This window comes from Pontibacter sp. HSC-14F20 (genome assembly GCF_019599265.1).
Classification (GTDB): Bacteria; Bacteroidota; Bacteroidia; order Cytophagales; family Hymenobacteraceae; genus Pontibacter.
Window position 1 is genome coordinate 15,698 of the sequence record NZ_JAHZTC010000010.1, and the last position, 26,338, is coordinate 42,035.

Genomic DNA, 26,338 nt, shown 5'->3' on the forward strand with positions numbered 1-26,338 from the left:
CTCTTCAGGGTGATTATCTATACCTTTGGTTATCTCTTCTAAAAACAAACGACAACATGAACTACGAGTGCTTACTATATAATGTGCAGGATGGCATCGCGACCATCACGCTGAACAGACCCGATGTTTTCAATGCCTTTAACGACACGCAGAGCTACGAGCTGCAGGACGCCCTGAAGCAGGTGACCCGCGACGACAGCGTGCGGGTGATTATTTTGACGGGGGCCGGCAAAGCCTTCTGCTCTGGTCAGGATCTTAAAGCAATTGCCAGTGCCGACAAGCGTGATTTGTCTGAGTCGCTGGAGAAAAGGTATAACCCCATCATCCGGGCCATGCGCAACCTGCCCAAACCAATCATCTGCAAGCTAAATGGTGTGGCTGCCGGTGCCGGTTGCTCGCTGGCTCTCGCCTGCGACCTGGTAGTAGCCTCCTCTGCCGCCAGCATGATCGAGGTGTTCGTAAATGTGGGACTAGTACTCGATTCCGGTTCTTCTTTCTTTTTGCCGCGTGTGGTGGGTTCACTGAAAGCATTTGAACTGAGCACGCTGGGCTCGAAAGTGAGCGCCGAAGAAGCCTTGCAATTGGGCATGGTTAACCGGGTAGTAGCTCCTGAAGCGTTGGATGCGGCGGTAGCTGAACTGGCGGCGCGCTATGCCGTGGCTCCGACCAAGGCCATCGGGTTGATGAAAAAAATGCTGAACAAATCGTTTAACTCTACGCTAGACGAAATGCTGGATTACGAAGCCCATTGTCAGAAAATAGCCGGAAACTCCGCTGATTATAAAGAAGGAGTGACGGCCTTCAATGAAAAGCGTAAACCACAGTTTAAAGGAGCTTAAACCTTCTGTACCTGTATCTATACCTACAAAGCCGGGCCATGTGTCCGGCTTTTTTTATACCTTATGTTTAAGGCCGTTCACCCTTACTATCAGACCCTTCGCACTTAACTGGAATCATATTAGGCACCAGCTCGCTATAAGTAGTATCTTTATGGTAATTTTCCATGATCAAAATATCTTTAAATTATGAAAAACTATTTCCTACTCACTACAATCGCCCTTTTATGGGTTATGCTGTCAATACCTGCCCATACGCAAGCCCAGGACTGCAACAGCTATATGCTGCTAACAGAAAATGCCGAGTACGAGATACTCAGCTATAACCAGCGCAACAAACTCACAGGCCGGGTGCTCTACAAAGTAACCGATGTGCGGAACGACGGGGACAAGTCGGAGGCGACGGTGCATACTCAGATGTATGACGAAAAAGGAAAGATGGCCAACGAAGGCAGCTACCAGGTTGGTTGCGAAAATGGCTCCATCTGGGTTGACATGCGCTCGCTCATGAATCCGGGTATGATGGAGGCTTACAAGAACATGGAGATCAAGATGGAGGGCGACCACATGGACTATCCGGCCTCCCTTAGTCCGGGGCAGCAGCTCAAAGACGGAAGCTTCACCATTAATGTGATCGACAAAGGCAGCGGCCAGAACATGAGCACGATCACGATGCAGGTGACAGGGCGTACCGTGGGTCAGAAAGAAAGTCTGGAAGTACCGGCCGGTACCTACGAAGGCTACAAGATAAACCAGGATATGGAAGTACAAACCCGCGCCATGGGGCTGAAGATGCCCGGCACCCGCATGCAAACGGTGGAGTGGTTTGTGCCTGGCACGGGCTGGGTTAAAACAGAAACTTACCGCAATGGCAAGTTAATGGCCTACAGTGTGCTCAACAAGATCAACAAGTAATCAGAAAGAGTAACCGATCGAGAAGTTCAGCTGCGGCGAGGGGCCCACTGTTATAACAGCCCCATCATCGGAGTGCACCACATGCCCGATGATGTTCTCCTTGATCAGATCTGCGCCGTTGGTGGCATTGGCAATTTTGACGCGTCCTCCGATGCCGCCAGAGAGCTCCGTGGTAAAGTGGCGTCCCAGCTGAAACTGATAGCCCAAGTGGTAGCTCAGGTCCAGTGCGTTTTGGTAAAGCCGGCCCACATACCGGAAGTCAGGATCGTTGGGTGGCAGGTCCGGCAGATCGAACACATTGCGCTCAAACACAATAAAACGGTAGCTGAACATAGGCCCGTGAAAGAAACCGAAAGGGGCGGGCTTCTTCTTAGAGGTATAGTATCGCTGACTCATCCGGATGCCTATACCCAGCACGTCTTTTGTATTTGTAGTCCAGCCATCGCCTTTCATGTGCAGCTTGTAGAAATAGCTCAGCCCGAACTCATTGCTGACGCTGGGTGCACGCACCTTCTCGTACGATACAAACACCTCCCCATAATGCAGCGGATGCAGCTTGATCGTTTTGTCATGGTCGCGGTCTATGTTCATCATGATGGTGCGGTCTTCCCTTTCCTGTTCAGTTTCCTGCGCTTGGGCCACAAAGCAGATCAGAAAGCAACAAGTGAACAACAAAGCTGCGATGGTGTGCTTGGCAAAGAGTTGTTTCATAAGGTATGGCGTAAGAAGGAGTTCTGGCTTATTTCAGGTATATCGTTTTATACATGAGATAGTTGTGACCGTTTTTTGACTGATTTTCTGTACGCACTTACGCTGGTCGGCGATGCCCTCAAAGTGCGAATTCTGGCGCTGGGCTTAATATTAGATGCCCATGATATAACTCCATCGCTTTAAGGGCGTATACCAATTTGTCTAAACTATATTTTAATATTAATGCGAGATAATACTATGAAAAAAATTGCAACAACAGGATTAATGGCTTGTGTATTCCTATTCGGCACCATGTCTTGCGGCGGCTCTAACGACAGCGTGGAGCAGGCGCAAAATGCTACAGAGCAGCGCTTTGAAGATACAGCCATGGAAGAAGAGCGCGACGACCAGGGTGAATTTATGACCAAGGCGGCCAGCAGCAGCATGATGGAGATTGAGGCCGGTAAGCTAGCGCAGGAGCGTGCCACAAACCCTCAGGTAAAGGAATTTGCCGCCATGATGGTGAAGGACCATACCGCTGCCAGCAAAGAACTTAGTGACTTGGCGATGAGCAAAAACATCACGCTGCCCGACAGCATGAGCAATGACCACATGGACCACATGCGTGATCTGCGCGAAAAGCAGGGAGCCGAATTTGACAAGGACTACATGGACAAAATGGTAAGCGCCCATGACAACGACATCAGCATGTTTGAAGATGTGGCAGAAGATAACAACTATAAAGACGCAGAAGTAAAAGCTTTTGCTGCCAAGACACTGCCTAAGTTGCGTGAGCATCATCAGCGTGCCCAGCAGATTAAGGACGCGCTGAAGTAACAGGCGTTCGTGCAAAATACGGAGCAATTCCAAAAAACTAATTATCTTGAGCATCTGCAGCCACCACCGGTTGCAGATGTTTCGTTTTAGACCCATACAATGATGCGAAGATTTTCCCTATACCTGGCTTGCGCCCTGCTGCTCGGCACAGCCAGCTGCGGACCCGGCGACAGCATAGAACAGGCGGCTGCCCAAAGTGTAGAGCAGTTTGAGGCTGTCGGTATGCAGGGCATGAAAAACGATGCCCTTTTCATAGCTGAGGCGACCAGCGCCAATATGCTGCAGGTGCAACTGAGTGACCTAGCGCTCGAGAATGCTGTGAGTCCTGAAGTGAAGGAAATGGCGCAGGAAATAGGGCAGGGCCACCGGCGCTTGATGGAAGACCTGCAAAGCACAGCCGTGCAGGGCGAGTTTGTGGTGCCCACCGAATTGGGCAGTGCGCACCAGAAAGTGTACGACGAAGTGAGCAGCCACACAGGTATAGGCTTTGACCTGGCCTATATCAAGCGTATCCGCGAAGAGCATGATCGTTTACTGAAACGCTACGAAGGTATGGCAGAAAATGCCCAGGTAATGGAGGTAAAGCAATTCGCCTCCAAGCAGCTCCCGCTCCTGCGTCAGCATTTGAAGCAAACGGAAGCACTAGAAGACAGACTAGGTAATATCTAAAACAAAAATGCCGCTCCCATACCTGAGAGCGGCATTTTTGATAGGTTGTTATACCTGTTAAGCCTGACCGTTTTCGCGGTAGTGGCTTGTTTTCAGTTCCTCTTTCAGGAAGCGGGCAGTATAGCCTTTTCCTTTCTTGACAATATCCTCTGGTGTGCCGGCTGCCACAATGGTACCACCGCCCTCGCCACCTTCCGGCCCGATGTCGATAATCCAGTCAGCGATCTTGATCAGATCCAGGTTATGCTCGATGATGAGCACCGAGTTGCCTTTGTCAGTTAGCTTATGCAGCACTTCGCTCAGGTGCTCGATGTCCTGGAAGTGCAAGCCCGTTGTTGGCTCATCGAGAATATAGAGCGTCTGACCCGTATCTTTTTTGGAAAGCTCCGTCGCCAGTTTCACGCGCTGCGCCTCACCGCCCGATAGGGTAGTGGCTTGTTGACCAAGCGTGATGTAGCCCAAACCCACTTCGTTCAATGTCTGGATCTTGCGCAGAATACGTGGCTGACTCTCGAAGAAATCAACTGCCTGTTCCACGGTCATATCCAGCACGTCGGTAATGCTCTTTCCTTTGAAGCGCACTTCCAGCGTTTCGCGGTTGTAGCGCTTACCTTTGCAGACCTCGCACGGCACGTATACGTCCGGCAGGAAGTTCATCTCAATCGTGCGCATACCTGCTCCCTCACAAGCCTCACAGCGACCACCTTTCACGTTAAAAGAGAAACGACCTGGCGTATACCCTCTGATCTTGGCTTCAGGCAATTGGGCAAACAAGGTACGGATGTCGGTGAACACACCAGTATAAGTCGCCGGGTTGGAGCGCGGCGTGCGGCCAATTGGCGACTGGTCTACTTCAATTACTTTGTCGATATGCTCGAGCCCTTCAATTTTCTTGTAAGGAAGCGGGTCGCGCTTAGCTCTAAAGAAATGCGTATTCAGGATCGGGTAAAGCGTGTCGTGTATGAGTGATGACTTACCACTGCCCGATACACCGGTTACGCATACCATTTTGCCCAGTGGCAGCTCCAGTGTCACATTCTTTAAGTTATTGCCGGTAGCGCCTTTCAGTTTAAGCACTTCGCCTGTTCCCGGGCGCTTCACGCGCGGCACGGCTATACCTCTGCGGTTGCTCAGGAAGTCGGCAGTGGTCGTGCCGGCATTCATCATGTCTTCCGGCGTGCCGGCAGTTACCACCTGACCACCGTGTATACCTGCGCCCGGGCCAATATCCACCACGTAGTCGGCTTGCAGGATCATGTCCTTGTCGTGCTCCACTACAATAATGGAGTTGCCCAGATCGCGGAGGTCCTGCAGGGCTTTGATGAGGCGCTCGTTGTCGCGCTGGTGCAGGCCGATGCTTGGTTCATCCATGATGTAAAGCACGCCTACCAGCTGCGTACCTATCTGTGTGGCCAGGCGTATACGCTGACTCTCGCCACCCGAAAGTGTCTTCACAGGTCGATGCAGGCTCAGGTAATCCAGACCTACGTCCAGCAGGAAGCCGATGCGCTTGCGGATTTCTTTCAACAGCTCACGGGCGATCACGTTCTGGCGCTCGTTCATGCGCTCTTCTACACCCTCAAACCAGGCAGCTAGTTTATTGATGTCAAGCACCGAAAGCTCACCTATATTGGTGTCAGCAATCTTAAAGTGCAGCGACTCTTTCTTCAGTCTATACCCGTTACATTCCGGGCAGGTCGTGGTCTGTGCAAAGTCCTCCACCCATGAGCGAATGTTGTCGGAATCTGATTCCATCTGCCCTTTCAGGAAGTTGACGATGCCCTCAAACTCTACTACATAGTTGCCCTTTTTGGTATTAACTTCCAGTTCTTCATCCAGACCATAGAGCAATACCTTCAACACATCCTCCGGCAGGTCTTTGATCGGCGTCGAAACTGAAACCTTGAAATGCTTGAACAGTGCTTCGATTTGCTTGAAAATCCAGATGTCGCGGTACTCGCCGAGCGGTGCTATACCTCCCCGGCGTATGCTCAGGCTTTTGTCAGGTATAACCGATTCTTCTGTGATTTCCTGTATCTCTCCTAAACCGTTACACACCGGGCATGCACCGTAAGGGGAGTTGAAAGAGAAGGAGTTCGGGGCCGGATCATCATAGGCTATACCTGTGGCAGGGTCCATGAGGTGGCGGGAGAAGAAGTGGGTTTTGTCAGCGTCCACGTCCAGTATCAGCACCGTGCCCTTGCCATGCGTGAGCGCGTTCTGGATAGAGCCTGACAAACGGAAACGGTCTTCTTCTTTCACCGCGATCTTGTCGATCACGATCTCAATGTCGTGGATCTTATACCTGTCGACCTGCATTTTTGGAGCGATCTCCAGAAGTTCGCCATCTACGCGGGCACGGATAAAGCCCATTTTCCGGATCTGCTGAAAGAGTTCGCGGTAGTGGCCTTTACGGCCTTTTACGACTGGAGCGAGTACGATAATGCGCTTGCCGTCGAAGTTCTCCAGGATGTGGTTCACGATCTGGTCGTCGCTCTGGCGCACCATTTTCTCGCCGGTCACATAGCTATACGCCTCTGCGGTACGGGCCCAAAGCAGACGCATAAAGTCATAGATCTCGGTGATGGTGCCCACAGTGGAGCGCGGGTTGCGGCTGGTCGTTTTCTGCTCGATAGAGATCACCGGCGAGAGGCCTTCGATCTTGTCCACATCGGGTCGCTCGAGTCCGCCCATAAACGAGCGGGCGTAAGCCGAGAAAGTTTCCATGTAGCGGCGCTGCCCTTCGGCATAGATCGTGTCGAAAGCCAGTGAGGACTTGCCCGAACCACTGATGCCGGTAAAGACCACCAGCTTGTAGCGCGGCAGCTTGATGGAAATGTTTTTGAGGTTATGTTCGCGGGCACCGTAAACTTCGATCTGCTGTGTTTCGCCATTTTGCGAAAAGGCAGTATCGGTGCCGGTTGCTGTGTCTTGCGCTTGATTAAAAGCCATTCAGGAATGCTTGATTTTAAATAGCAAAGGTACAAAAATATCAGCGCCTCCGTACCCGAAGATGCCAACCCTTCTTAACAGCAATCAACGCTAAATGGTTTAGCTTTTCGCCATTATCCTTAGCCTGTACCTCAATCTGCGTTCCCGTAGCGTGAGGACTGCTTTTCGTACAGTTCTTCGTGATGCTGGCTGGTGGGTTCGTAGTCTTGCCGGTGGCGCTTGATCAGCTGCTGTCTGTTCAGGTAACGCACGAAACTGTATACCGCCAGCAATACGCCAATCGGCAGCAGGGTCAGGCCAATCAGCTCCATGTACACAAGCTGCGAAAATTTGATAGCGGCAAAACCACCGGCAATAAGCGCAATGGCGGTCCGGAAGTAGGCCATCAGCGTGCGCTCGTTGGCGAAGATGGTGCGTTGTATCGCCATCTCGTCACGTATCTCCGAATTCCTCTTCTCCAGCTTCTGGATCTTCTTCTTCAGCTTTTTGATTTCGTCTTGCTCCGGCGCCTGCATCAACTCTGTTTTTTGAGAAATATACGAAACAAATACGACGGAGTGCAGACCTATTACCTGCCGAGCTACTAGCCAGCTACCTTAACTAAGTGGATGTGCTCTTGCCGTTCTCGCCGGGCTGGGGCAGTTCATTGTGCGCCCGCTCGTGCTCGTGGCTGGTGGGGCAGTAGCTCTGGTGGTGCCCCTCAATAACGCGCTGCTTGTGCCTATACCTGACAAAACTGTAAATGCCCAATATGATGCCTATAGGAATCAGGATGACACCGATGACATCCAGGTATAGGTCATCGGAAAGTTTGACGGCTGCAAAACCGCCTACAGATATCGTCATGGCCGTGCGCAAGTAGGCCATCAGCGTACGCTCATTGGCAAAGATGGTGCGCTCGGCCGCCATGTGATCGCGTATTTCGGTGTTTTTCTGCTCCTGCACTTTGAGCTTCTTCTTGAGCTTCTTTATCAACTCTTTGTCGGCTTCTGACATAAGTTTAGTTCTCCTGCTATTATGTACGTTTCTATTGGACTTAGGTAATAAGCAAACCCGCAAAGGTTTTGAGCGGAGCCGAGTTCAAAATTTTCAAATTCAGTGTTAAAACTATATATTGCTAAGGTGCAAAGTTTCTCCTTTTTATACCTGCTGCGCACATACGCCAACCGCACCTCTTTTTATGAGAAGACATTATTTCTTGCTTGCCATCCTCATGCTGCTGGCAGGCTATACCTGGGCGCAGGACACCGGGCAGCTGCGCATCACCGCCAGTTACCAGGGGCAGTCCTTAGAAGCAGTGCTGCATGACTTGCAGCAGAAGCACAAGCTGCGGTTATTTTATCAGCCGGAATGGGTAGAAGGAGTACAAATTTCCCAGACCTTTAACCAGGAACCACTCTCCAATGCTTTGCAAAAGCTTCTGGATAAAGCCCGCCTTTCTTTTGTGCTCTATGATGATCGCACTGTGGTGCTGGTGCCTCAATCTGCGGCCTCCCTCTTTCGCACAGACACGGTGCCATCTGGGGAAGCTGCTGCAGGCCAGGCCGCTGAGCGCATCGTGACCCTGAGCGGGCAGGTACGCAATGCCAAAACAGGCGAGCCCTTCATAGGAGCCACTGTGCTGCTCGTGGAGACTGGGAAAGGTACCGTTGCCGACGAGCAGGGTAGGTATACCTTGTCGGCGCCGGCCGGTAACTATACCTTGCGGGTGCGGGCCATCGGTATGGTGGAGGACCAGCGGCGGGTGAGCCTGCAGCAAAGCCGCACCATGCATGTCGAGCTGTTTGAAGTAAGTAACCAATTGCGGGAAGTGGAGGTGTCCGCCAAAGCGCCTGACCATAATGTGGAAAGCCTCGAGATGGGGGTGGCCCGCCTGAATATACAGGAGGTACGTAAGATGCCTAACTTTTTGGGAGAGGTGGATGTACTGCGCAGCATCATTTCATTGCCGGGCGTGACCACTGTTGGCGAGGGCGCCAGTGGCTTCAACGTGCGCGGCGGCAGCATCGACCAGAACCTAGTTCTGCAGGACCAAGCGCCGCTTTTCAGTGCCTCCCACCTGTTCGGTTTCTTCTCGGTTTTCAACCCTGATATGGTGCAGGATGTCACTTTGTACCGTGGTGGTATACCTGCCAGGTATGGCGGGCGCATCTCGTCGGTGCTGGACGTGGAGCTGAAAGAAGGCAACAAAAAGGCTCCTATTCTGAGTGGAGGTATCGGTTTGCTGGCCAGCCGCCTGATGGTAGAAGCGCCGCTGCTGAAAGACAAAGCTTCTTTTGTGCTCGGAGCTCGTGGTGCCTACCCCGGGCTGGTGCTGCGCTACGTGCCGGATAAGTCCGTGCGCAACAGCGACGGTTATTTCTATGACTTCAACGCTAAGGTCGACTATACTATCAGCCCCAAAGACCAGTTGATGATGTCCGGCTACCTGAGCCGCGACGGCTTTCGGTTTGGAGCCGATACCACCTATACCTGGGGCACTGCCACCGGCACCGCCCGCTGGAACCATACCTTCAACGACAAACTGCTGTCAAGCGTAACCGGCGTCATTGGTGATTATGACTATGGCGTGGAGGCCGAAACAGAACCCTACAGCTATACCCTCGCTTCGGAGATCAAATACAAGCAGATCAGGGCAGACCTTAATTATGAGCCCTCCGTGCGGCATAAGGTGGGCTTGGGTGCCTCGTCCTCCTGGTATGAATTTAATCCCGGCACGCTTACACCGGGTTCGGAGCTGTCGAGTTTGCTGCCGGTCAACATGCCGCGGGAGCGTTCCGTTGAAGCTGCGCTATACCTGGACCATGAGTACACGCTCAGCCCTAAGGTATCGGTTAGCTACGGCCTGCGCTACTCCTCATACTTTAACCTGGGGCCAGGCGATGTATACGTGTACGATCCGGAGTCGCCACGCAGGGAGGCAACGATCATCGATACGCTGAGCTACAGCAATGGCGGCGTGATACAGCAGTATAGTAATTTTGAGCCGCGTGCTTCACTTAAAATAAGCCTGGGGGAGAATAGCTCTGTGAAGCTGGGCTACAACCGCATGGCGCAGTACATTCACCTGATCTCCAATACAACAGCTGCCTCTCCGGTGGATATCTGGAAAACCAGCAACCCGAACCTGCGTCCGCAGATCGGCGATCAGGTGGCGCTGGGCTTTTTCAAAAACCTGCAGGACAATACCATTGAGCTCTCAGCGGAGGCCTATTACAAGAAACTGCACGACCTGGTAGAGTACAAAGACGGCGCCCGGCTGCTGCTCAACAGCACCCTTGATGCCGACCTGCTGCCAGGGGAAGGTAAAGCTTACGGGTTAGAGCTGATGATGCGCCGCAAAGGCAAAAAACTGACGGGCTGGGCAAGCTATACCTACTCCAGGTCGCAGCGTCGCGTGAACGGTCCTACTCCCGAAGAACGCATTAACAACGGCAACTTTTTCCCGGCCAATTTCGACAAGCCGCATGACCTTACCCTGGTCGTGAATCAGCAGCTGACCAGGCTCATCAGCATGTCAGCGAACTTCACTTACAGCACCGGCAGGCCTATTACATATCCGGAGTCGGTTGGTTACATCGATGGGCTGCTGATGGTGAACTACAGCGACCGCAACCAGCACCGCATACCTGATTACCACCGCCTGGACCTAGCCTTTGTGATTGACGGTACCAACAAGCGGAACGCAAACTGGGTGAGCAGCTGGGCCTTCTCGGTGTATAATGTTTACGGGCGGAAGAATCCTTACTCGGTGTTCTTCAAGCCAGCTTACGGCGGCACTATTCCGCAGGCTTATCGATTGTCGGTAATAGGTTCAGCGGTGCCGGCAATTACTTACAATTTCAAGATCACGAGATGAGCACAGGGTTATGGAAAGGACAGGCCTGGCGCAGCGTCCTGATTTTACACAGAAATGAAAGTCACCTGAAAATGCAGTTAGCAACTAAATATTGTCAGATCCGGGTGTGGGCCACATTGCTGATCCTCGTCCTACTGCAGGCTTGCGTGGAGCCTTTTGAGCTCCAGACAGGTGCCGAGCAGAAGTCGCTGGTGGTGAGTGGGATGATCACAGACCAGAATAACCCGGAACTAAACAAAGTAACCCTCACCTGGACCGCCCCTTTCGATAGTGAGAACCAGCAGGTAGTGGTAGAGCGCCTGCATAATGCCACCGTCACGGTGCAGGACAACCTCGGCAACAGCATGCCTTTGTATGAAGAAGGCAGAACCGGCGTGTATACCCTCAGTGCGGATGACTACCAGGTAGAGCAGGGCAAGAGCTATACCTTGCACATCACGTTGCCCGACGGCCGGGAGTATACCTCACGTCCGGAACTATTGCGCCCGGTGCCTGCCATGCAGGGTATAAGCTATGAGTATAAGCAATTCGTAGACGTGGTGCGCAACTCAGCGGGTATGCTGATCGAGCGCAAGTCGGTGGGTTTTGAGGTGAAGGCGCAGGTACAGGATCCGTCAGAGCGAGGCAACTACTACCGTTGGGACACAGAGGGTGTGTTCGAGTTTTATTCCGATGTAGGCGATGCGCCCTTGCCTGCAAGGTGCTGGTCCAATAGGGGGAGCATCAACACCAAAGTGGTAACAAACGACGACAGGCTGGTAAATGGCCGTTATTTTGAGCAGCCGGTGGTGGTCGTGCCAGCCGACATCCCAACCAAATACCGCATTAAGATCAGGCAATTCTCACTGACCGGCGAAGCCTATGAATTCTGGCGCCTGTTCAATGAGCAGCAGTCCAGCGTGGGCAGTATTTTCGACCCGCCTCCGGCACGCATCAACGGTAACATGTACAGCATCACCAATCCTGAAGAGTGGGTGGTTGGGTATTTTACTGCTTCTTCTATGGTAGAAGATTTTATTGTGATTCATCGGCAGCTGTACGCGCCATTTCCAGGATTGCCTTACGAGCCGCCCATGGGAGACTGTCGCTTCACTCTTCTATACCCTAATGTAACTGACCAGCGGCCAATCGGCTTTTGATAAATTATTGGATGATGATCAAACCCGGAATAATAAATAGCAGGAAACTGCGGGTCGTGTGCTGGTTGCTGGTAGCTCCCATGCTTAGCTTGCCGGTATTTGCGCAGCAGGAGCAGGTTGCCAAAGTAGCCGCCGCCCAGGTACAGCTGCAGCTCTCCGATGAGCAGGTTCAGCTGGTGCACAATCAGCCTTGGTACATGGCAGGTGAGCGACTCTGGTACAGTGCCGCTGTGCGCAAAAACTCCACTGCTCCCGCGAGCCGGGTGCTTTATGTAGAGCTGCTGGACGCGAAAGGCACTGCCCTAATCAGCCAGCGACTTGTTATCGAAGACGGAAAAGCGCAGGGAGATTTTCTGTTGCCTAAAGATATGCCCTCGGGCAGCTATACGCTGCAGGCTGCCACTAACTGGATGAGGAACTTCAGTGCGCAGCAACACTGGCAACAGCAGCTCACCATTGTAAACCCAAACGAAGTCAGGGCGCTGCAGGCACAGCCGGCAAAGACTAAACCACTACAAGTGCGCTTCCAACCGGAGTCTGGCAGATGGCCGGCAGGGGTACCTACCCAAATAGTAGCAACCGTGACCAACGCTGCAGGTATAGGTATAGCCGCTCAAGGTATAGTAACTGATACGGCCGGGCAAACCATCACCACCTTCAAAAGCGACGAAACAGGTATAGCAACTTTCAGCCTGACGGCCACAGAAGAGCAGGATCTGGTCGCGAAGCTGCAGGCAGAAGGCTATGCACCGCAACAGGTGAGTCTTCCGAAACCAAAGCAGCAAGGTATAGCGCTATCAGTCGGAAAAGTAAGCACCGCAGGTATACAGGTAAACGTGCAAAGCCAACCGGGGACGGGGCATGTGCTGGTGGCAGCATCGGGAGGAACTGTGTACTTCTCGCAGCATATTACCGGAACTGGGCAGTTCACGGTGCCATGGCTTAATGCCGCGCAACCCGGATCTCGCCTGCTGCTGCTCAACACGGGCGGTCTGGTAGAAGCAGAGCAGCAGGTTCGTCTACCTCATTCAACAGGTATAGAAGTGCAAACAGACAGCAAGCAGTATGGCACCCGCCAGCAAGTCACTGTTACCGTAACGGGGCTGCCGCACTCTGTTTGGCTTGCAGCCTCTGTAGCGGAGCGCCTTGCAGCACTTCAGCAGCCTGCTGGTTTTGTCATTGCAAACAACACAGAACTAGGATATGAAGTGGACCGGGAGCTTTGGGATGCCATTGCAAAAAATGAAACAGAAGCCCGGTATGGCCGTGAGTCTTTGGTCGAGCCGATGCGGCAGGAAGGTATAAAGGCACCTTTTCAGCAGGATATTTTCGCCAGGAAAACAGACACAGCCTTTGTGCAGGCACTGCCACCACATGTAATAAGCGCTGCGCAAAAACACTATACCCGCAGCAACATCCATAACATTTATGGTTTGACAGAACCGCATGCCACTGCCCCGCTGCCACGTTTGCCAGCCGACCGGGTGTTTAAGCTGGACGAGTACGTTGCTTTTCAGGATGTAGAGGAGGCTATACGGGAGGCAACTACCAACCTGCGTATGCTCAAAAAGAAGGGCAAACAAACCGTGCGGCTGCTTTATGTAGCTCCCGGAACCAAGCGCATGATGAAAGAGGAGCCGCTATACCTGCTGGACGGTGTCATGCTGGAAAATATGGACGAGATCATGGCACTCGACCTGAACGATATCGCCTCTATTGAGATTGCGTGGTCAGAGGAGAAACTGTACGCCGGCAACCTGGGACGTCTGGTCGACAATGGTATGTTTGCCATCTACACCAAAAGTGGTGAGGCCCGTGAACGACTCAAAGAAAAGGGTATGCCCGTACTGTATGAACAGTACAACCTGCCCCGGAACTTCGTAGTGCCAACTGCTATTTCCGGCGATGCCGCACAGGCCCAGCTTCCAGACTTCCGCCAACAATTGTTCTGGCAGCCATACCTGCAGGCCGGAGCCGACGGCAGTGCTACGTTCACGTTCTATACCTCCGACGAAACCGGCGTATTTGAGATACAGGTACAGGGGCAAACTGCAGAGGGTATACCTGTAAGCGGAAGCTCATCATTTGAAGTAAAGCTGCTAAACTAGAAGACAGCATAAGACTAAACTTTAACCTATACCCTGTTCCCCGTAAAGACACGCTACTATCAAATGCTGAAAGAGTGTCATCTATTGAAAGACGATATAGACTTTCATAAAAAAACGCCCCTCTGTTCTGCAGCGGGGCGTTTTTTGTGGAACTTCTTTTCTCTTAGAAGTTCGGAGACAGCAGGTATTTGCTGTAGAACTCGTCGATTACTTTTACCGCCTCAGTCGCATCGTCAACGATGTGGATCAGGTCCATGTCTTCCCGGCTGATGTTGCTTTCTGTGTTCAGCATCACGTCCTCAACCCATTTAAACAGACCTCCCCAGAATTCGCGCCCTACCAGCACAATCGGGAATGCGCCGATCTTCTTAGTTTGGATCAGCGTGATCGCCTCAAACAGCTCGTCGAGCGTACCAAAACCACCCGGCATGACGATAAAGCCCTGTGCATACTTCACGAACATCACTTTGCGCACAAAGAAATAGTCGAAGTTGATGAGCTTGTCAGAGTCGATGTAAATGTTGTTGAACTGCTCGAATGGCAAGTGGATGTTCAAACCTACCGATTTGCCGCCCTCTGAGTGTGCGCCTTTGTTCCCGGCTTCCATAATGCCTGGTCCGCCGCCCGTGATAACGCCATACCCGTGGCGCACCAGCTTAGCGGCAATTTCCTCGGCCATAACGTAGTACTTGTGCGTGTTCTTGGTACGGGCCGAACCAAAAATAGAAACGCAGGGACCGATCTTGGCCAGTTTCTCGAAGCCTTCCACAAACTCCGACATCACCTTAAAGATCTGCCAGGAGTCGGCAATTTTGATCTCGTTCCAGTCTTTGTCTACAAAGGCTTTTCTGATTTTGATGTCCTCTTCTGAAGCAGGAGGGGCCTGCACGTGTCCGGACTCGCGCAGATCAGTAATGGTTTTTGCTTTATTCTCGTTAACATCCGGGTTTAGGATCGTTTGTCCGCTACCGGTGTTGTGTGACTCATCATTGAGTTTCGTTTTGCTTGTTTTTCTAAGCTTTGTCATAAATCTTTCTTCGTCTTCTTCAGGAGGCAGGCCTCCTGCGGCGCACTCAAACAGAGGCGCCTTCTTCATTTAATAAATAATTTTAAGGGCTTGTGCCTGCAGCGTGGAGGTTAAACTTTGCAGCCACGGTTGTGTCTTTTCCTACTTGGAGCGTATCGCAATTACCGGGTCCAGGTTTGAAGCGAGCACCGCCGGTATTATACCTGACAGCATACCTATGACCGCCGATACGCCCAGGCCCAGTATAATGTTGCTTGCCGAGAGCGATATTTTCATCATGTCCTGCGGTATAAGCGTGAGCAGGAATACCAGCAAGATACCAATGCCACCGCCAATAATGCTCAAAAATACAGACTCGAACAAGAACTGGAAAAGGATGAAATAGTTTTTGGCACCCAGTGATTTTTGAATACCGATGATATTAGTTCTTTCTTTAACAGACACAAACATAATGTTGGCAATGCCGAAACCGCCTACCAGTATAGCAAAGCCACCGATCATCCAGCCAGCCATACCAATTACCTCAAATAAGCCTGTTATGGCTTGTGTAGCCATTTCGGGCCGGTTAATGGCGAAGCTGTCCTCGTCGCGTGGTTTCAGGCCCCGGATGTTGCGCATCATGCCGCGCACCTCGTATTCCAGTTCCTGTAGCCCCACGTCATCGTCACGCCCCTTTACAGCAATGGTCGAGCCGATGCCGTTGGGGCCGGTCGCATACATCTTGCTGAACGTGCCGTAAGGTATAATCCCCATCTGGTCGAAGTTAGGCATGCCAAACATGCTTTCGCCCTGCTTCTCCATTACGCCGATGACCGTAAACTTATGTCCGCTCACCCTGAGTTCCTGCCCTATAGCTGACTGGCCCGGGTATAGCGTACTGGCCACTTCATCGCCTATGATCATTACATTCCGGGCTGCGTCCACCTCCATCGGCACAAAGTAGCGTCCTTCCGCCACCGGAATCTCTGTTACTTTGTTGTAGTCGTAGGTTACGCCCATCAGGCCGGCGTCTCTGTAATTGTTGTTGCGGTGCTTGAACAGGCTGCGCCCTCTGTTGGCAAAAATAGCCACGCCGGCATCGTTGGTCAGGTTGCGGTCCAGTAGCCGGTATTCGTGGGTGTTAGGCTGCGGACGTTTAAAATACTTCCACCAAGGGTATTCACCTCCAAAACTCCAGGGCCACTTCTCCACATACAGCACCTTGTCACCAATGAAACTCATGCTGTCGCGTACGTTACGCTCAAGCGAATCGACCAGCGTGAATACCGATATGATGGCGAAAATGCCTATCGTGACGCCCAGCAGGGAGAGGATCGTTCGGAGCAGGTTGGCGCGTAAAGCCTGCCATGCAAAGCGGAAACTTTCAGCTATTAGGCGGAGGTAGATCATAGTTTGGCGTATAGCAAAGTAATTTTCTTAAAAGTAAGAATATTTCGGGCAAACTAAGTAAATTTGCGGTTTGATTTTTTAATTGTATCATGGGTAAGCTATCCTGAAATTTCAGGAAACCGGCATATTGCCAGATACACGCCGTTCTAAATCAGCACGATTTATACCGTAATATAAAAAGTATGAAGTTATCAGAATTTAAGTTTGAGCTACCTGAAAGCCTGCTAGCAACGCATCCATCCTCAAACCGCGACGAATCGCGTATGATGGTCGTGCACCGCGACTCGGGCAAAATCGAGCATCGCATTTTCAAAGACATCCTGGAGTACTTTGACGAAGGCGATGTGATGGTAGTAAATGATACCAAAGTTTTTCCGGCCCGCCTCTATGGCAACAAAGAAAAAACCGGTGCCAAAATCGAAGTGTTCCTGCTGCGTGAACTTAACAAGGATATCCACTTGTGGGATGTGCTGGTAGACCCGGCCCGTAAGATCCGCGTTGGCAACAAACTCTACTTCGGCGACAGCGACCTGGTAGCAGAAGTAATTGACAACACGACTTCCCGTGGCCGCACGATCAAATTTTTGTTTGATGGTCCGGATGAAGAGTTTTATAAGACCATCAACGAGCTGGGCGAAACGCCGCTTCCAAAGTACATCAAGCGCGAAGCTGAGCCGGAAGACAAAGAGCGCTACCAGACGGTATACGCCAAAAACGTAGGTGCCGTAGCCGCTCCAACCGCCGGCCTGCACTTTACGAAAGAAGTTCTCAAACGCCTTGAAATCAAAGGGGTAGATGTAACGCCGCTTACCCTGCACGTTGGCCTAGGCACTTTCCGTCCAGTGGATGTAGAAGACCTCACCAAGCACAAGATGGACTCTGAGAACTTCATGGTGCCAAACGAAACAGCTGAGATGGTAAACAAAGCGCTGGACAATAAGAAGCGTGTATGTGCCATCGGTACAACTACCATGCGTGCGCTCGAGTCTTCTGTATCGGCAAGCAATCGCCTGAAGCCAAACGAGGGCTGGACGGACCGTTTCATCTTCCCTCCGTATGACTTCAAGATCGCAAACGCACTGGTTACAAACTTCCACATGCCGGAGAGCACCCTACTGATGATGACAGCTGCTTTTGGTGGTTACGAATTGGTAATGAAAGCCTATGAAGAGGCCGTAAAAGAGAAATACCGTTTCTTCAGCTACGGCGACGTAATGCTGATCCTGTAAAAGCAGGTATAAGATTTAGAAAAGCCCTGACCCTGCAAAGTCGGGGCTTTTTGTTTTATTTGCAGCTTCATGTACTGCTAGCCAGCCTGAATGTATGACCGGTCCAGATCCAAATAATACGTTTCCACTTCCGCATCACCACCACCTGGTCTTTCTGAAGAACATCATCCGGAGCCCTAACATCGAGGTAGGCGACTATACCTATTATCATGATATGGATGATCCGCACAACTTCGAAAAGAATGTGCTTTACCATTTCGACTTCATAGGTGACAAACTTCGCATCGGGAAGTTCTGTGCCATTGCCTCTGGTGTGAAATTCATCATGAATGGGGGCAATCATGAAACCAGGTCCGCCTCTACATACCCTTTTGAGATTTTTGCAAACGGGTGGGAGCAGATGGATGATGGAGCAGACAAGTATCCCTATAAAGGAGACACCGTGGTGGGGAACGATGTCTGGATCGGTTATGAAGCGGTGATCATGCCTGGCGTAAAGATCGGAAACGGTGCCATCGTGGCGACCAAGGCTGTGGTAACCAAAGATGTGCCTGATTACGCGATTGTGGCAGGAAACCCGGCGCAGGTGGTGAAGATGCGTTTCTCAGAAAGTGAAATAGCACAGCTACTTCAAATCGCTTGGTGGGACTGGAGTAAAGAAAAAATCACCCGCAACTTATCGTTCATCAATTCAGCAGATGTGTACCGGCTGGCTGATTGCCAGTAGCACAGACTGTCTTAACATAACACTTCTCACATGGACAAGACCTTGCAACAATACGCCATTATTGTGGCCGGTGGCACGGGTAGCCGCATGCAACACACTATGCCCAAGCAATTCATTGAACTTGCTGGCAAGCCTATCCTGATGCACACCATTGAGCGGTTCTATAACTACAACCCCGGTATACGGATTGTAGTCGTGCTGCCGGAGGACCAGTTGCAGGTATGGCGAAACCTGTGTAAGCAACATAAGTTTCCTGTGTTTCATATGGCGGTGCCGGGAGGAAAGACCCGCTTCGGATCTGTAAAGAATGGCCTGGCAACCATACATGGCGAAGCGCTGGTAGCTGTGCACGATGGCGTGCGGCCGTTTGTAAATACAGGTATAATCAAAGCAGCCTTTGAGCAGGCTGCTGAATCGGGTGCTGCGGTTGTGGCTGTGTCGCCCAAAGACTCTATCCGGGAGCTCACCGAAGGTGGAAGTCAGGCGGTGCCGCGCAACAGGTATAAACTTGTGCAAACTCCCCAGTGCTTCAGGGCCGGTTTACTGCAAACCGCTTACGAACAGCCCGAGCAGGAGCATTTCACCGACGATGCTTCGGTGGTAGAGCAGCTGGGCGCAGGTATAGCGTTGGTGGAAGGCAGTTACAGTAACATCAAGATCACTACACCGGAAGACTTATTATTAGCCGAAGTGCTAGTGAGGCAGTTTGAGTCGGTATCTTAACGAACAATGCGCTGTGCCTCCAGATAGTTCTGGTTCTGCTGCACAGTTTCAGGGGAAAGCCGCTCAAGTATAGGGTCGGGCTTCGAAAGGTTGAGGAGATAGCCTTGCATAGGTTGCAGGTTGTATAGGTCATGTGTTATGCAGAACACCGTTTTGCCTTTTTGCTGTACCCACTGCTGCAAAAGTTGAAAAACCTGCTTCTTATAGTAAACGTCCAACTGCTGGGTAGGCTCGTCCAGCAACACCACATCGGCATCCTGTAGCATCAGTTGTGCCAGCCATACCATTTGCTGCTCACCGCCTGAAAGTGTTGTGAAATCCTGCTCCTGCAGGTGCGTCAGTTCTAATTGCGCTAAGGTGGCGCGAGCCTGGGTATAATCCTGGGCTGTATAATTCTCAAAAAAACCTTTCTTCCGGAAAAGCCCCATCACCACGAGGTCAAGCACGCTGATCGAGAAAGAGACGATGTTTTTTTGGGGGAGGTAGGAGAGGAGGCCGGATGCTGCGGCATCTTTGGCGTTGCCCAAGTCTTGTCCACGTAGCAGGAGCTGACCCTGGTAAGGGATTTTTTGCTGAAAAGCCCGGAAGAGGGTTGTTTTACCCGCCCCATTATGGCCCACAATAGCCACAAATGCCTGCGCAGGCACAGAAAAAGAAAGGTTGCGGATCAGAGTTCGATGCTCATAACCCGCAACCAGATTTTTTACTTCAACGATCAAAGCTTCGCTCAATTAGAAATTCAAAATTAGAAATGATGTTAGCTGTACTCTAGTCAGTTTCTAATTTCTAATTCATAATTGTTAATTAGCCTTAGTACTCGTCTTCGTTGAACATGAAGTCTTCCTTGGTAGGGTAGTCAGGCCAGATTTCCTCGATGTTCTCGTAAGGCTGTCCGTCGTCTTCAAGTGCTTGCAGGTTTTCTACCACTTCCATAGGGGCGCCCGAGCGGATAGAATAATCGATCAGCTCGTCCTTTGTGGCTGGCCAGGGTGCGTCCTCCAGGTATGATGCTAATTCCAGTGTCCAATACATAGTATGTGTCTCCTTAACTTAATGGCTTTTAAAAAATAGTTCGCAAAAGTATGAATTAATTCACAAACTAAAATTTTTTTAAAATATTTATTGCTTTTTGTGATTGTTTTTACCAAAACAACGCAAATACACAGTAAATGTTCATTTTGAGTCAAGTTTTTTCGGACTCCAATCTTTTACTGCAATCTACCTTGATTGGGTTGTAGGTAAATATAAAAAGCGCCTGCCGCATTAGCAACAGGCGCTCCACTAAAAGATATAGTTAAATCTTAATTTTTCTATTTATTGATCGTGCTCAGCTGCTCCTGGAACATTTCGATCAGGGCTTGCTTGGTTGTGATCTTGCGATTGAAATTACGGATCTTGCCCAAAAGCATGTTGCGGAATGAATCGTTGCTTGGTGCTTCGCTCAATTTCCCCAGGTTCGTCTCCAGCACTTCCAGCTCCTGACGATCAGACTTGATGAAATCGCGCAGGGCGTTGATGCGGGCATTCAGTCCTTCCTCATGGCCATACGTTTCGTTGGCGTTCTGCTGGCGCTTGCGGATGTAGTGCTCCAGGCTGCTCATTTCGAACACACGGTCACAAGCCTTGATAAAGCGCTCCCAGATCGCATCTGAAACATCAGGTCGTACGGGGCCTACTTTTTTCCACTCTGCCTGTAGTTCTTTCGCGCGCTTCACGGCGTCGTTCAGACTGTTTTGCTGAAGCAGCTGCTCGGCCTGGCTTACCAGTTCCTGCTTACGCTCCAGGTTGGTTTCGTAGTATTTCTCTTTTGAGTCGGTCTTCTCGTTGGTGATCTTCACTTTGAGACGCTCAAAGAAGTGGTTATGTGCTTTTCTGAACTCAGTCCATAGCTTATTGGTCGTAGCACGTGGCAACGACCCGCCTATCTGCTTCCACTGCGTCTGCAGGTCCTTCAGTTTGGCTGTTGTGGCTTCCCACTCCTCGGAGTTTTGCAACGCTACCGACCTCGCGATCAGGTCTCTATACCTGTCGTATGTGCGGTTCTGCATTTGCTTCTTATCGTTGAAAAAGGATTTTTTGCGTTCAAAGAAAGCTTCCAATGCTGTTTTAAAGCGCTCCTCTATCTCCTCGGTAAGATCTTTCTCCACAGGGCCGGTCTTAATCCAGGTGGCGCGGAGGTCTTTCATCTTATCAGAAGTTTCTTTCCACTCTACGCTATCCTGCAGCGCTTCAGCCTCATTTATAAGCCCGATCTTGATGCTCAGGTTCTTCTCGCGGTTCTGCTTGATGGTCTCGTTGATGTCCTCCTCGGCTTTGCTCAGCATATGGTAAACAGCCTCAAAGTCACCTAAAGCATCGTAGTTACCTACCTGGTCCTTCATGTGCAGCACCTTCATCAGGAAAGAGCCTTTGTTTTCGGAAGTTGCAATGCGCTCAAGCAGGGCGTTTACCTTATCGCTAAACATGAGAAAGCGCCTGGCAAAATAAACCAGCGAGTCTTCTTCTGATTCTTTTACCTCACCCACCTTTCTGTCGGGATAAGTCATAAAAGCTTTCAGCCATACTTGTTGGTCCTGAATAAAGCCGTACTTTTTGGCTTCTTCCAATAGGTCGTTGTTTTCCATTTAAGGATCGGGTTAGATTCGGAACATAAAAGGGCAAAGGGTCCAGAATTTAGACTAACCTTAGCATACGCAAGTCAGGTTGTAGCGTTGACAGCCTGCGGTTTAGTCGCAGAAGTCCTCCAATAAAAACCTGACTTGGTGCTACGATAAGTCTTTGCGGACTGCTCCCATACAGTTTTTCTACAAGTTTAGTGATTTCAAAGCACTTTTGTGAACCATAAACACATGAATTTTTACGATATTTGTATTTGTCGGTACAAAAAATAGCCTGATTGTGCATATTTGTCGGGTCGGGCGCTGTAAACACTGTTCTTATTTAAATTTAATTTGTTGTCTGCGGGCAGCACTAATCTGATATACAGTAAAATGAGCAACGAAACCATTATTTTCTCTATGGCCGGGGTCAGCAAGATCTACCCCCCACAGAAGCAAGTACTTAAAAATATCTATCTCTCATTTTTCTACGGCGCCAAAATAGGCGTGTTGGGCCTTAACGGTTCCGGTAAGTCGAGCCTGCTCAAGATCATTGCCGGTGTGGACAAAGAGATTCGTGGCGAAGTAGTTTGGTCGCCGGGCTACAGTGTAGGCTATCTGGAGCAGGAGCCGCAACTGGACCCGACCAAAACGGTGCGCGAAGTGGTGGAAGAAGGTGTGAGCGAAGTGGTTGGCTTGTTGAAGGAGTTCGACGAGATCAACATGAAGTTCGCCGAGGAGATGACCGATGATGAGATGAACAAACTCATCGAGCGGCAAGGTATCGTGCAGGAAAAACTGGATCACCACAACGCTTGGGAACTGGACAACCGCCTGGAGCGCGCCATGGATGCCCTGCGCACACCGCCGGAAGATGCTCTGATCGGCAACTTGTCGGGTGGTGAGAAGCGCCGCGTGGCCCTGTGCCGCCTGCTGCTGCAGGAACCAGACGTACTGTTGCTGGATGAACCTACCAACCACCTCGACGCTGAGTCTGTGGACTGGTTGGAGCAGCACTTGCAGCACTACAAGGGCACTGTAATCGCTGTAACTCACGACCGTTACTTCCTCGACAATGTGGCTGGCTGGATTCTGGAACTGGATCGTGGCGAAGGTATACCTTGGAAAGGTAACTACAGCAGCTGGCTGGAGCAGAAAGCTGCTCGTTTGGCAAAAGAAGAGAAAACAGAAAGCAAGCGTCAGAAAACCCTGCAGCGTGAGTTGGAGTGGGTGCGTATGGCGCCGAAAGCCCGTCATGCCAAGTCAAAGGCGCGTATCAGTCAGTACGATAAGCTGGCCAGCGAAGAGGCCTCTAAGAAGGAAGAAAAACTGGAGCTCTTTATACCTGATGGGCCACGCCTGGGCGCGCAGGTGATTGAGGCGCATAACATCAGCAAAGCCTATGGCGATAAGTTGTTGTTCGAGAACCTGAACTTTTCCCTGCCACAAGGTGGCATTGTGGGCATCATTGGTCCGAACGGTGCTGGTAAAACTACTTTGTTTAAGCTGATAACCGGTCAGGAAAAGCCCGATGCAGGTGATTTTACGGTTGGTTCAACGGTAGAGATATCTTACGTTGACCAGGAGCATACCAATCTGGACCCAAGCAAATCGGTGTTTGAAGTGATCTCAGGAGGTACGGAGCATATGATGATGGCCGGACGGCAGGTAAACTCCCGTGCTTATGTGAGCAAGTTTAACTTCTCAGGCGGCGATCAGGAAAAGAAAGTAGAGAAGCTGTCGGGTGGTGAGCGCAACCGCGTGCACCTGGCCATGACGCTGAAAGAAGGCGGTAACCTGCTGCTGCTAGACGAACCGACCAACGACCTGGATGTAAACGCCATTCGTGCACTGGAAGACGCGCTGGAGAACTTTGCCGGTTGTGCCGTAATTATCTCGCACGACCGCTGGTTCCTCGACCGTATTTGTACACACATTCTGGCTTTTGAAGGCGACTCGCAGGTATACTGGTTTGAGGGTAACTACACAGATTATGAAGAGAATAAGAAGAAGCGTTTAGGTGATGTAGAGCCGAAACGTATACGCTATAAGAAGCTGGTATAGATTGCACCATTGTGTGCTAAGAACCGAAATTCCTTTTTGCAAAATCCCCTGGCAACTAATTGTTTGTCAGGGGATTTTGCTTTTCCAGTCCTTATACAAAGTGAGATTCTCTCATTTTGTATAGGCTAGCAGCAAAATTTAAAAAAATATACAATTATAATTATTTGAATAATACACTGTGTATTGTATGTTATTGATTATTAGAGAATTGCAATATAACAAGGTGGGTAATGGGTTAATCGCCTGTGTATCGTTATAATAAATATGATTTACATGAAATTATTTGCATATAATAATTATTTTATATTTACTTGCATCGTCTTCTGTAATAAATATGAATATATTTAAATGGAAGTTAATTTTTTTATGCTTGAAATAACAAAGTCTAACCTAAACCTTAAAATGTTCTATTGTCATGAAAAAATTTACTCTAAATGATTCTCTAGCTAATGTAATTGTTGCTGCTTATTTCGTGCTTGGCGGAGCAATAAGTAGTTTGCTAGTAGCAGTAGCATAATTTAGCTTACCAATATAAGTTATGAATAAGGGCGATGCTACCAAGCATCGCCCTTATTGTTTAGGCAGCTATTTATTCTCCAAAAGCATCCTGTAGAAGAATGGTTACGTTAGAACATGAAGAGGGCTAGAGGTTCGGTAATCGCCTGTCATTAAAGTACGTATCAATATCTCTATATTAATATATATAAAATAACATCTTTTTTGTAAATAGTACAACATTTGCACACCTACTCCGTAAATAAAAGCAACCGACAGCCAAAGGTATTTTAAATTATTTCTAACGTTTAAAAGGTTGTCACTCATGAAAAAACTCTACTTTGATGAAGATGCGCTGGCATACATTGTAATAGCAGGCTATTTTGCAGTTGCGAGCATAGTTTCTGTAATCGTAGCTTACTAAGAGCTGCATCTTAAAAAAACAGCGGGGCCATACCTGAATCAGGTATGGCCCCGCTGTTTTTAAGTCAAGAGTCCGCTTATTTAACTTTTTTAAATTCCAGCTCACTGAAGTGAAAATCAGGGTTATTGGAATCAAGTCGCATTTCGGCAATTTTTCCATCAGGCCCAACAATGAAGCGCACTTTAGTAGGTGTGAGCAAGGCAAAGTTGTTTTTCCACTCGAGGTCGAAGATGTCGTGCTGCCAGTGCGTGAGCTTGCCACCCAAGGCTGGAGCTGGAGCCAAATCTAATACCAGTTGCTTGTTCTGCACTGTGATGGTGGCGTCGCCATAAAGCGGGCTGTTGTACGTACCGGCATAGGCCTCCAGATCCATAGTTGGCTTGCTTTTGCGCGGTTTCTCTTTGGGGGCTTTGGCAGCCGCTTCTTCCTGCGCTTTGCGTGCTTTGGCTATGTTGTCGAGCGAGAACTGGCTCCAGTCGCGACCGTTTTGTACTCCGAAGAACTGGTCTAAGGTATAGTTGGCCAACGGCGACATGATGCTGCTCATGCTGTTGGTCAGGATCACAATGCCGAGGTTTTCTTCGGGTACCAGTACGGTGCGGCTGTTCATCCCTTCGTGGCCACCGCCGTGCGCCAGTATTTTGCGTCCTTCGTAGTCGTTCATCATCCAACCCAGGCCAGCGGCCGAAAAGTGCGTAGAAGGCACATTAGCCTCGGATTGTTTTGAAACAGGCATGGCATTTTGGGCAGTCCACATCATGCGGCTGGCGTCCTCACTGAAAATATTCTTGCTCTTGTAGGTACCACGGTTGAGTTGCAGTCTCATCCACTGGGCTTGCTGGTTCACGCTGGTGAATATGCCTGCTGCCGGGTTCCAGTTGTCCCATGCTGTGAAAGTAGTCGGGTATGGTTTGTGCTTTTCGTCGGAGCCGTGCGGAGAGGCGATGTTGTCTTTACCAGCCAGTTCGTTCACGGAGGTATAAGAGCGGTTCATGCCCAGCGGGCCGAAAAAGCGCTGTTTGATAAAGTCTTCCCACTTCTGGCCTGACACAGCCTCAATCACTTCGCCGGCGGCGATAAACATCAGGTTGGAGTAACCATACCCGTCGCGGAAGCTGTAGGCGGGCCGCAGGTGACGGGCGCGCTCCAGAATTTCGCGGCGGCTGTAGGTGGTGTTGTACCAGAGCAAATCGCCGCTGAAGGTACGGAAACCGGCCCGGTGACTAAGCAGGTCTTTAATGTTGAGTTCCTGTGTTACGTACGGGTCGTATAGCTGCAGCCAGGGCAGGTGCTTCGTTACCTTGTCATTCCAGTTGAGTTTGCCTTCGTCCACGAGTATGCCGAGGGCTGCAGCGGTATAGGCTTTGGAGTTGGAGGCGATGCCGAACACGGTGTTGGCGTCTACCTGTCCGCCTGCCTTGAGGTCGCGCACGCCGTAGCCTTTGGCGAAAATAACGGAGTCGTTCCGCACGATAGCAATCGCCATGCCGGGCACATCCCAGTCTTTCAGGGCTTTCTGGTAGTAAGCGTCGAGCTTTTGCAGGGTAGCGGCTGTGTTTTGCTGGGCCGAGGCCTGCAGGCTAACGATGGTTGCTAAAGTAAAGAACAGCGCAATGCGCTTGAAGAAGGTATAGGTATAGCTCATGGGTGAGTTAATA

General features: G+C 50.5%; 21 protein-coding genes. 11 read left to right on the forward strand and 10 right to left on the reverse strand.

The genetic code is table 11. The features are described 5' to 3' along the window. Positions 1 to 56 precede the first annotated feature (56 nt). Together K3G39_RS11240 and K3G39_RS11245 are read left to right on the forward strand one after the other, a co-directional pair. On the forward strand, positions 57 to 839 hold the full coding sequence (locus K3G39_RS11240) for an enoyl-CoA hydratase-related protein (protein ID WP_220626270.1): 783 nt from the start codon (positions 57 to 59) through the stop codon (positions 837 to 839). A gap of 186 nt (positions 840 to 1,025) precedes the next feature. Further along, on the forward strand, positions 1,026 to 1,751 hold the full coding sequence (locus tag K3G39_RS11245) for a hypothetical protein (protein ID WP_220626271.1): 726 nt from the start codon (positions 1,026 to 1,028) through the stop codon (positions 1,749 to 1,751). Here K3G39_RS11245 and K3G39_RS11250 read toward each other — a convergent pair whose 3' ends face one another. Continuing rightward, entirely contained in the window at positions 1,752 to 2,462 is a 711-nt protein-coding gene (locus tag K3G39_RS11250) for an ABC transporter ATP-binding protein (RefSeq protein ID WP_220626272.1), read from the reverse strand. A gap of 237 nt (positions 2,463 to 2,699) precedes the next feature. Here K3G39_RS11250 and K3G39_RS11255 point away from each other — a divergent pair, with 237 nt between their 5' ends. Then, positions 2,700 to 3,278, forward strand: a complete 579-nt coding sequence (locus K3G39_RS11255) for a DUF4142 domain-containing protein (RefSeq protein WP_255594251.1) — start codon at positions 2,700 to 2,702, stop codon at positions 3,276 to 3,278. 99 nt (positions 3,279 to 3,377) lie between these two features. After that, positions 3,378 to 3,947, forward strand: coding sequence for a DUF4142 domain-containing protein (locus K3G39_RS11260; protein ID WP_220626273.1), 570 nt, complete (start codon positions 3,378 to 3,380; stop codon positions 3,945 to 3,947). Between the two features lie 57 nt (positions 3,948 to 4,004). Here K3G39_RS11260 and uvrA read toward each other — a convergent pair whose 3' ends face one another. The 3 genes from uvrA to K3G39_RS11275 all read right to left on the reverse strand — a co-directional run bounded on the left by uvrA (position 4,005) and on the right by K3G39_RS11275 (position 7,895). After that, positions 4,005 to 6,899, reverse strand: a complete 2,895-nt coding sequence (uvrA, locus tag K3G39_RS11265; RefSeq protein WP_220626274.1) for an excinuclease ABC subunit UvrA — start codon at positions 6,897 to 6,899, stop codon at positions 4,005 to 4,007. Positions 6,900 to 7,030: 131 nt separating this feature from the next. Beyond that, complete coding sequence (locus K3G39_RS11270; RefSeq protein ID WP_220626398.1) at positions 7,031 to 7,414, reverse strand: YidH family protein; 384 nt, start codon at positions 7,412 to 7,414, stop codon at positions 7,031 to 7,033. 85 nt (positions 7,415 to 7,499) lie between these two features. Next, a complete protein-coding gene (locus tag K3G39_RS11275; RefSeq protein WP_220626275.1) occupies positions 7,500 to 7,895 on the reverse strand; it encodes a DUF202 domain-containing protein in 396 nt (131 codons plus the stop codon). Positions 7,896 to 8,079: 184 nt separating this feature from the next. On the opposite strand from K3G39_RS11275, the gene K3G39_RS11280 reads away from it, so the two are divergent. From K3G39_RS11280 to K3G39_RS11290, 3 genes are read left to right on the forward strand one after another with little or no spacing between them, the layout of a single operon-like run. Further along, positions 8,080 to 10,758, forward strand: a complete 2,679-nt coding sequence (locus K3G39_RS11280; protein ID WP_220626276.1) for a TonB-dependent receptor — start codon at positions 8,080 to 8,082, stop codon at positions 10,756 to 10,758. Continuing rightward, positions 10,755 to 11,897: a DUF4249 domain-containing protein gene (locus tag K3G39_RS11285; RefSeq protein WP_255594252.1), complete on the forward strand. Its 1,143-nt coding sequence runs from the start codon at positions 10,755 to 10,757 to the stop codon at positions 11,895 to 11,897. The genes K3G39_RS11280 and K3G39_RS11285 overlap by 4 nt, the downstream gene beginning before the upstream one ends. An 11-nt stretch (positions 11,898 to 11,908) precedes the next feature. Continuing rightward, a complete protein-coding gene (locus K3G39_RS11290; RefSeq protein WP_255594253.1) occupies positions 11,909 to 14,005 on the forward strand; it encodes a hypothetical protein in 2,097 nt (698 codons plus the stop codon). A gap of 163 nt (positions 14,006 to 14,168) precedes the next feature. Here K3G39_RS11290 and K3G39_RS11295 read toward each other — a convergent pair whose 3' ends face one another. After that, the gene (locus tag K3G39_RS11295; RefSeq protein ID WP_255594273.1) at positions 14,169 to 15,032 is read right to left on the reverse strand and encodes a TIGR00730 family Rossman fold protein; all 864 of its coding nucleotides are present in this window, start codon (positions 15,030 to 15,032) and stop codon (positions 14,169 to 14,171) included. Positions 15,033 to 15,173: 141 nt separating this feature from the next. Further along, positions 15,174 to 16,421 carry an ABC transporter permease gene (locus K3G39_RS11300; RefSeq protein ID WP_220626277.1) on the reverse strand — a complete coding sequence of 416 codons (1,248 nt, stop codon included), beginning with the start codon at positions 16,419 to 16,421 and terminating at the stop codon, positions 15,174 to 15,176. Positions 16,422 to 16,603: 182 nt separating this feature from the next. On the opposite strand from K3G39_RS11300, the gene queA reads away from it, so the two are divergent. From queA to K3G39_RS11315, 3 genes are all read left to right on the forward strand, one after another. Continuing rightward, positions 16,604 to 17,650, forward strand: a complete 1,047-nt coding sequence (gene queA, locus K3G39_RS11305) for a tRNA preQ1(34) S-adenosylmethionine ribosyltransferase-isomerase QueA (RefSeq protein ID WP_220626278.1) — start codon at positions 16,604 to 16,606, stop codon at positions 17,648 to 17,650. A 94-nt stretch (positions 17,651 to 17,744) separates the two neighbouring features. Then, positions 17,745 to 18,377 (forward strand): CatB-related O-acetyltransferase, encoded by a 633-nt coding sequence (locus K3G39_RS11310; RefSeq protein ID WP_220626279.1) that lies wholly within the window; start codon positions 17,745 to 17,747, stop codon positions 18,375 to 18,377. 30 nt (positions 18,378 to 18,407) lie between these two features. Beyond that, on the forward strand, positions 18,408 to 19,100 hold the full coding sequence (locus K3G39_RS11315; protein WP_220626280.1) for a 2-C-methyl-D-erythritol 4-phosphate cytidylyltransferase: 693 nt from the start codon (positions 18,408 to 18,410) through the stop codon (positions 19,098 to 19,100). Here the strand turns inward: K3G39_RS11315 and K3G39_RS11320 are convergent. From K3G39_RS11320 to K3G39_RS11330, 3 genes are all read right to left on the reverse strand, one after another. Next, complete coding sequence (locus K3G39_RS11320) at positions 19,097 to 19,819, reverse strand: ABC transporter ATP-binding protein (protein ID WP_220626281.1); 723 nt, start codon at positions 19,817 to 19,819, stop codon at positions 19,097 to 19,099. The two genes, K3G39_RS11315 and K3G39_RS11320, sit on opposite strands and share 4 nt — an antisense overlap. Positions 19,820 to 19,910: 91 nt before the next feature. Further along, positions 19,911 to 20,132, reverse strand: coding sequence for a DUF2795 domain-containing protein (locus K3G39_RS11325; protein ID WP_007652164.1), 222 nt, complete (start codon positions 20,130 to 20,132; stop codon positions 19,911 to 19,913). Between the two features lie 278 nt (positions 20,133 to 20,410). Further along, entirely contained in the window at positions 20,411 to 21,724 is a 1,314-nt protein-coding gene (locus tag K3G39_RS11330) for a DUF349 domain-containing protein (RefSeq protein WP_220626282.1), read from the reverse strand. Positions 21,725 to 22,090: 366 nt separating this feature from the next. On the opposite strand from K3G39_RS11330, the gene ettA reads away from it, so the two are divergent. Then, complete coding sequence (ettA, locus tag K3G39_RS11335; protein WP_220626283.1) at positions 22,091 to 23,761, forward strand: energy-dependent translational throttle protein EttA; 1,671 nt, start codon at positions 22,091 to 22,093, stop codon at positions 23,759 to 23,761. Positions 23,762 to 24,756: 995 nt separating this feature from the next. On the opposite strand, the gene K3G39_RS11340 is transcribed toward ettA, so the two are convergent. Then, the gene (locus tag K3G39_RS11340; RefSeq protein ID WP_220626284.1) at positions 24,757 to 26,325 is read right to left on the reverse strand and encodes a serine hydrolase; all 1,569 of its coding nucleotides are present in this window, start codon (positions 26,323 to 26,325) and stop codon (positions 24,757 to 24,759) included. Positions 26,326 to 26,338 lie beyond the last annotated feature (13 nt).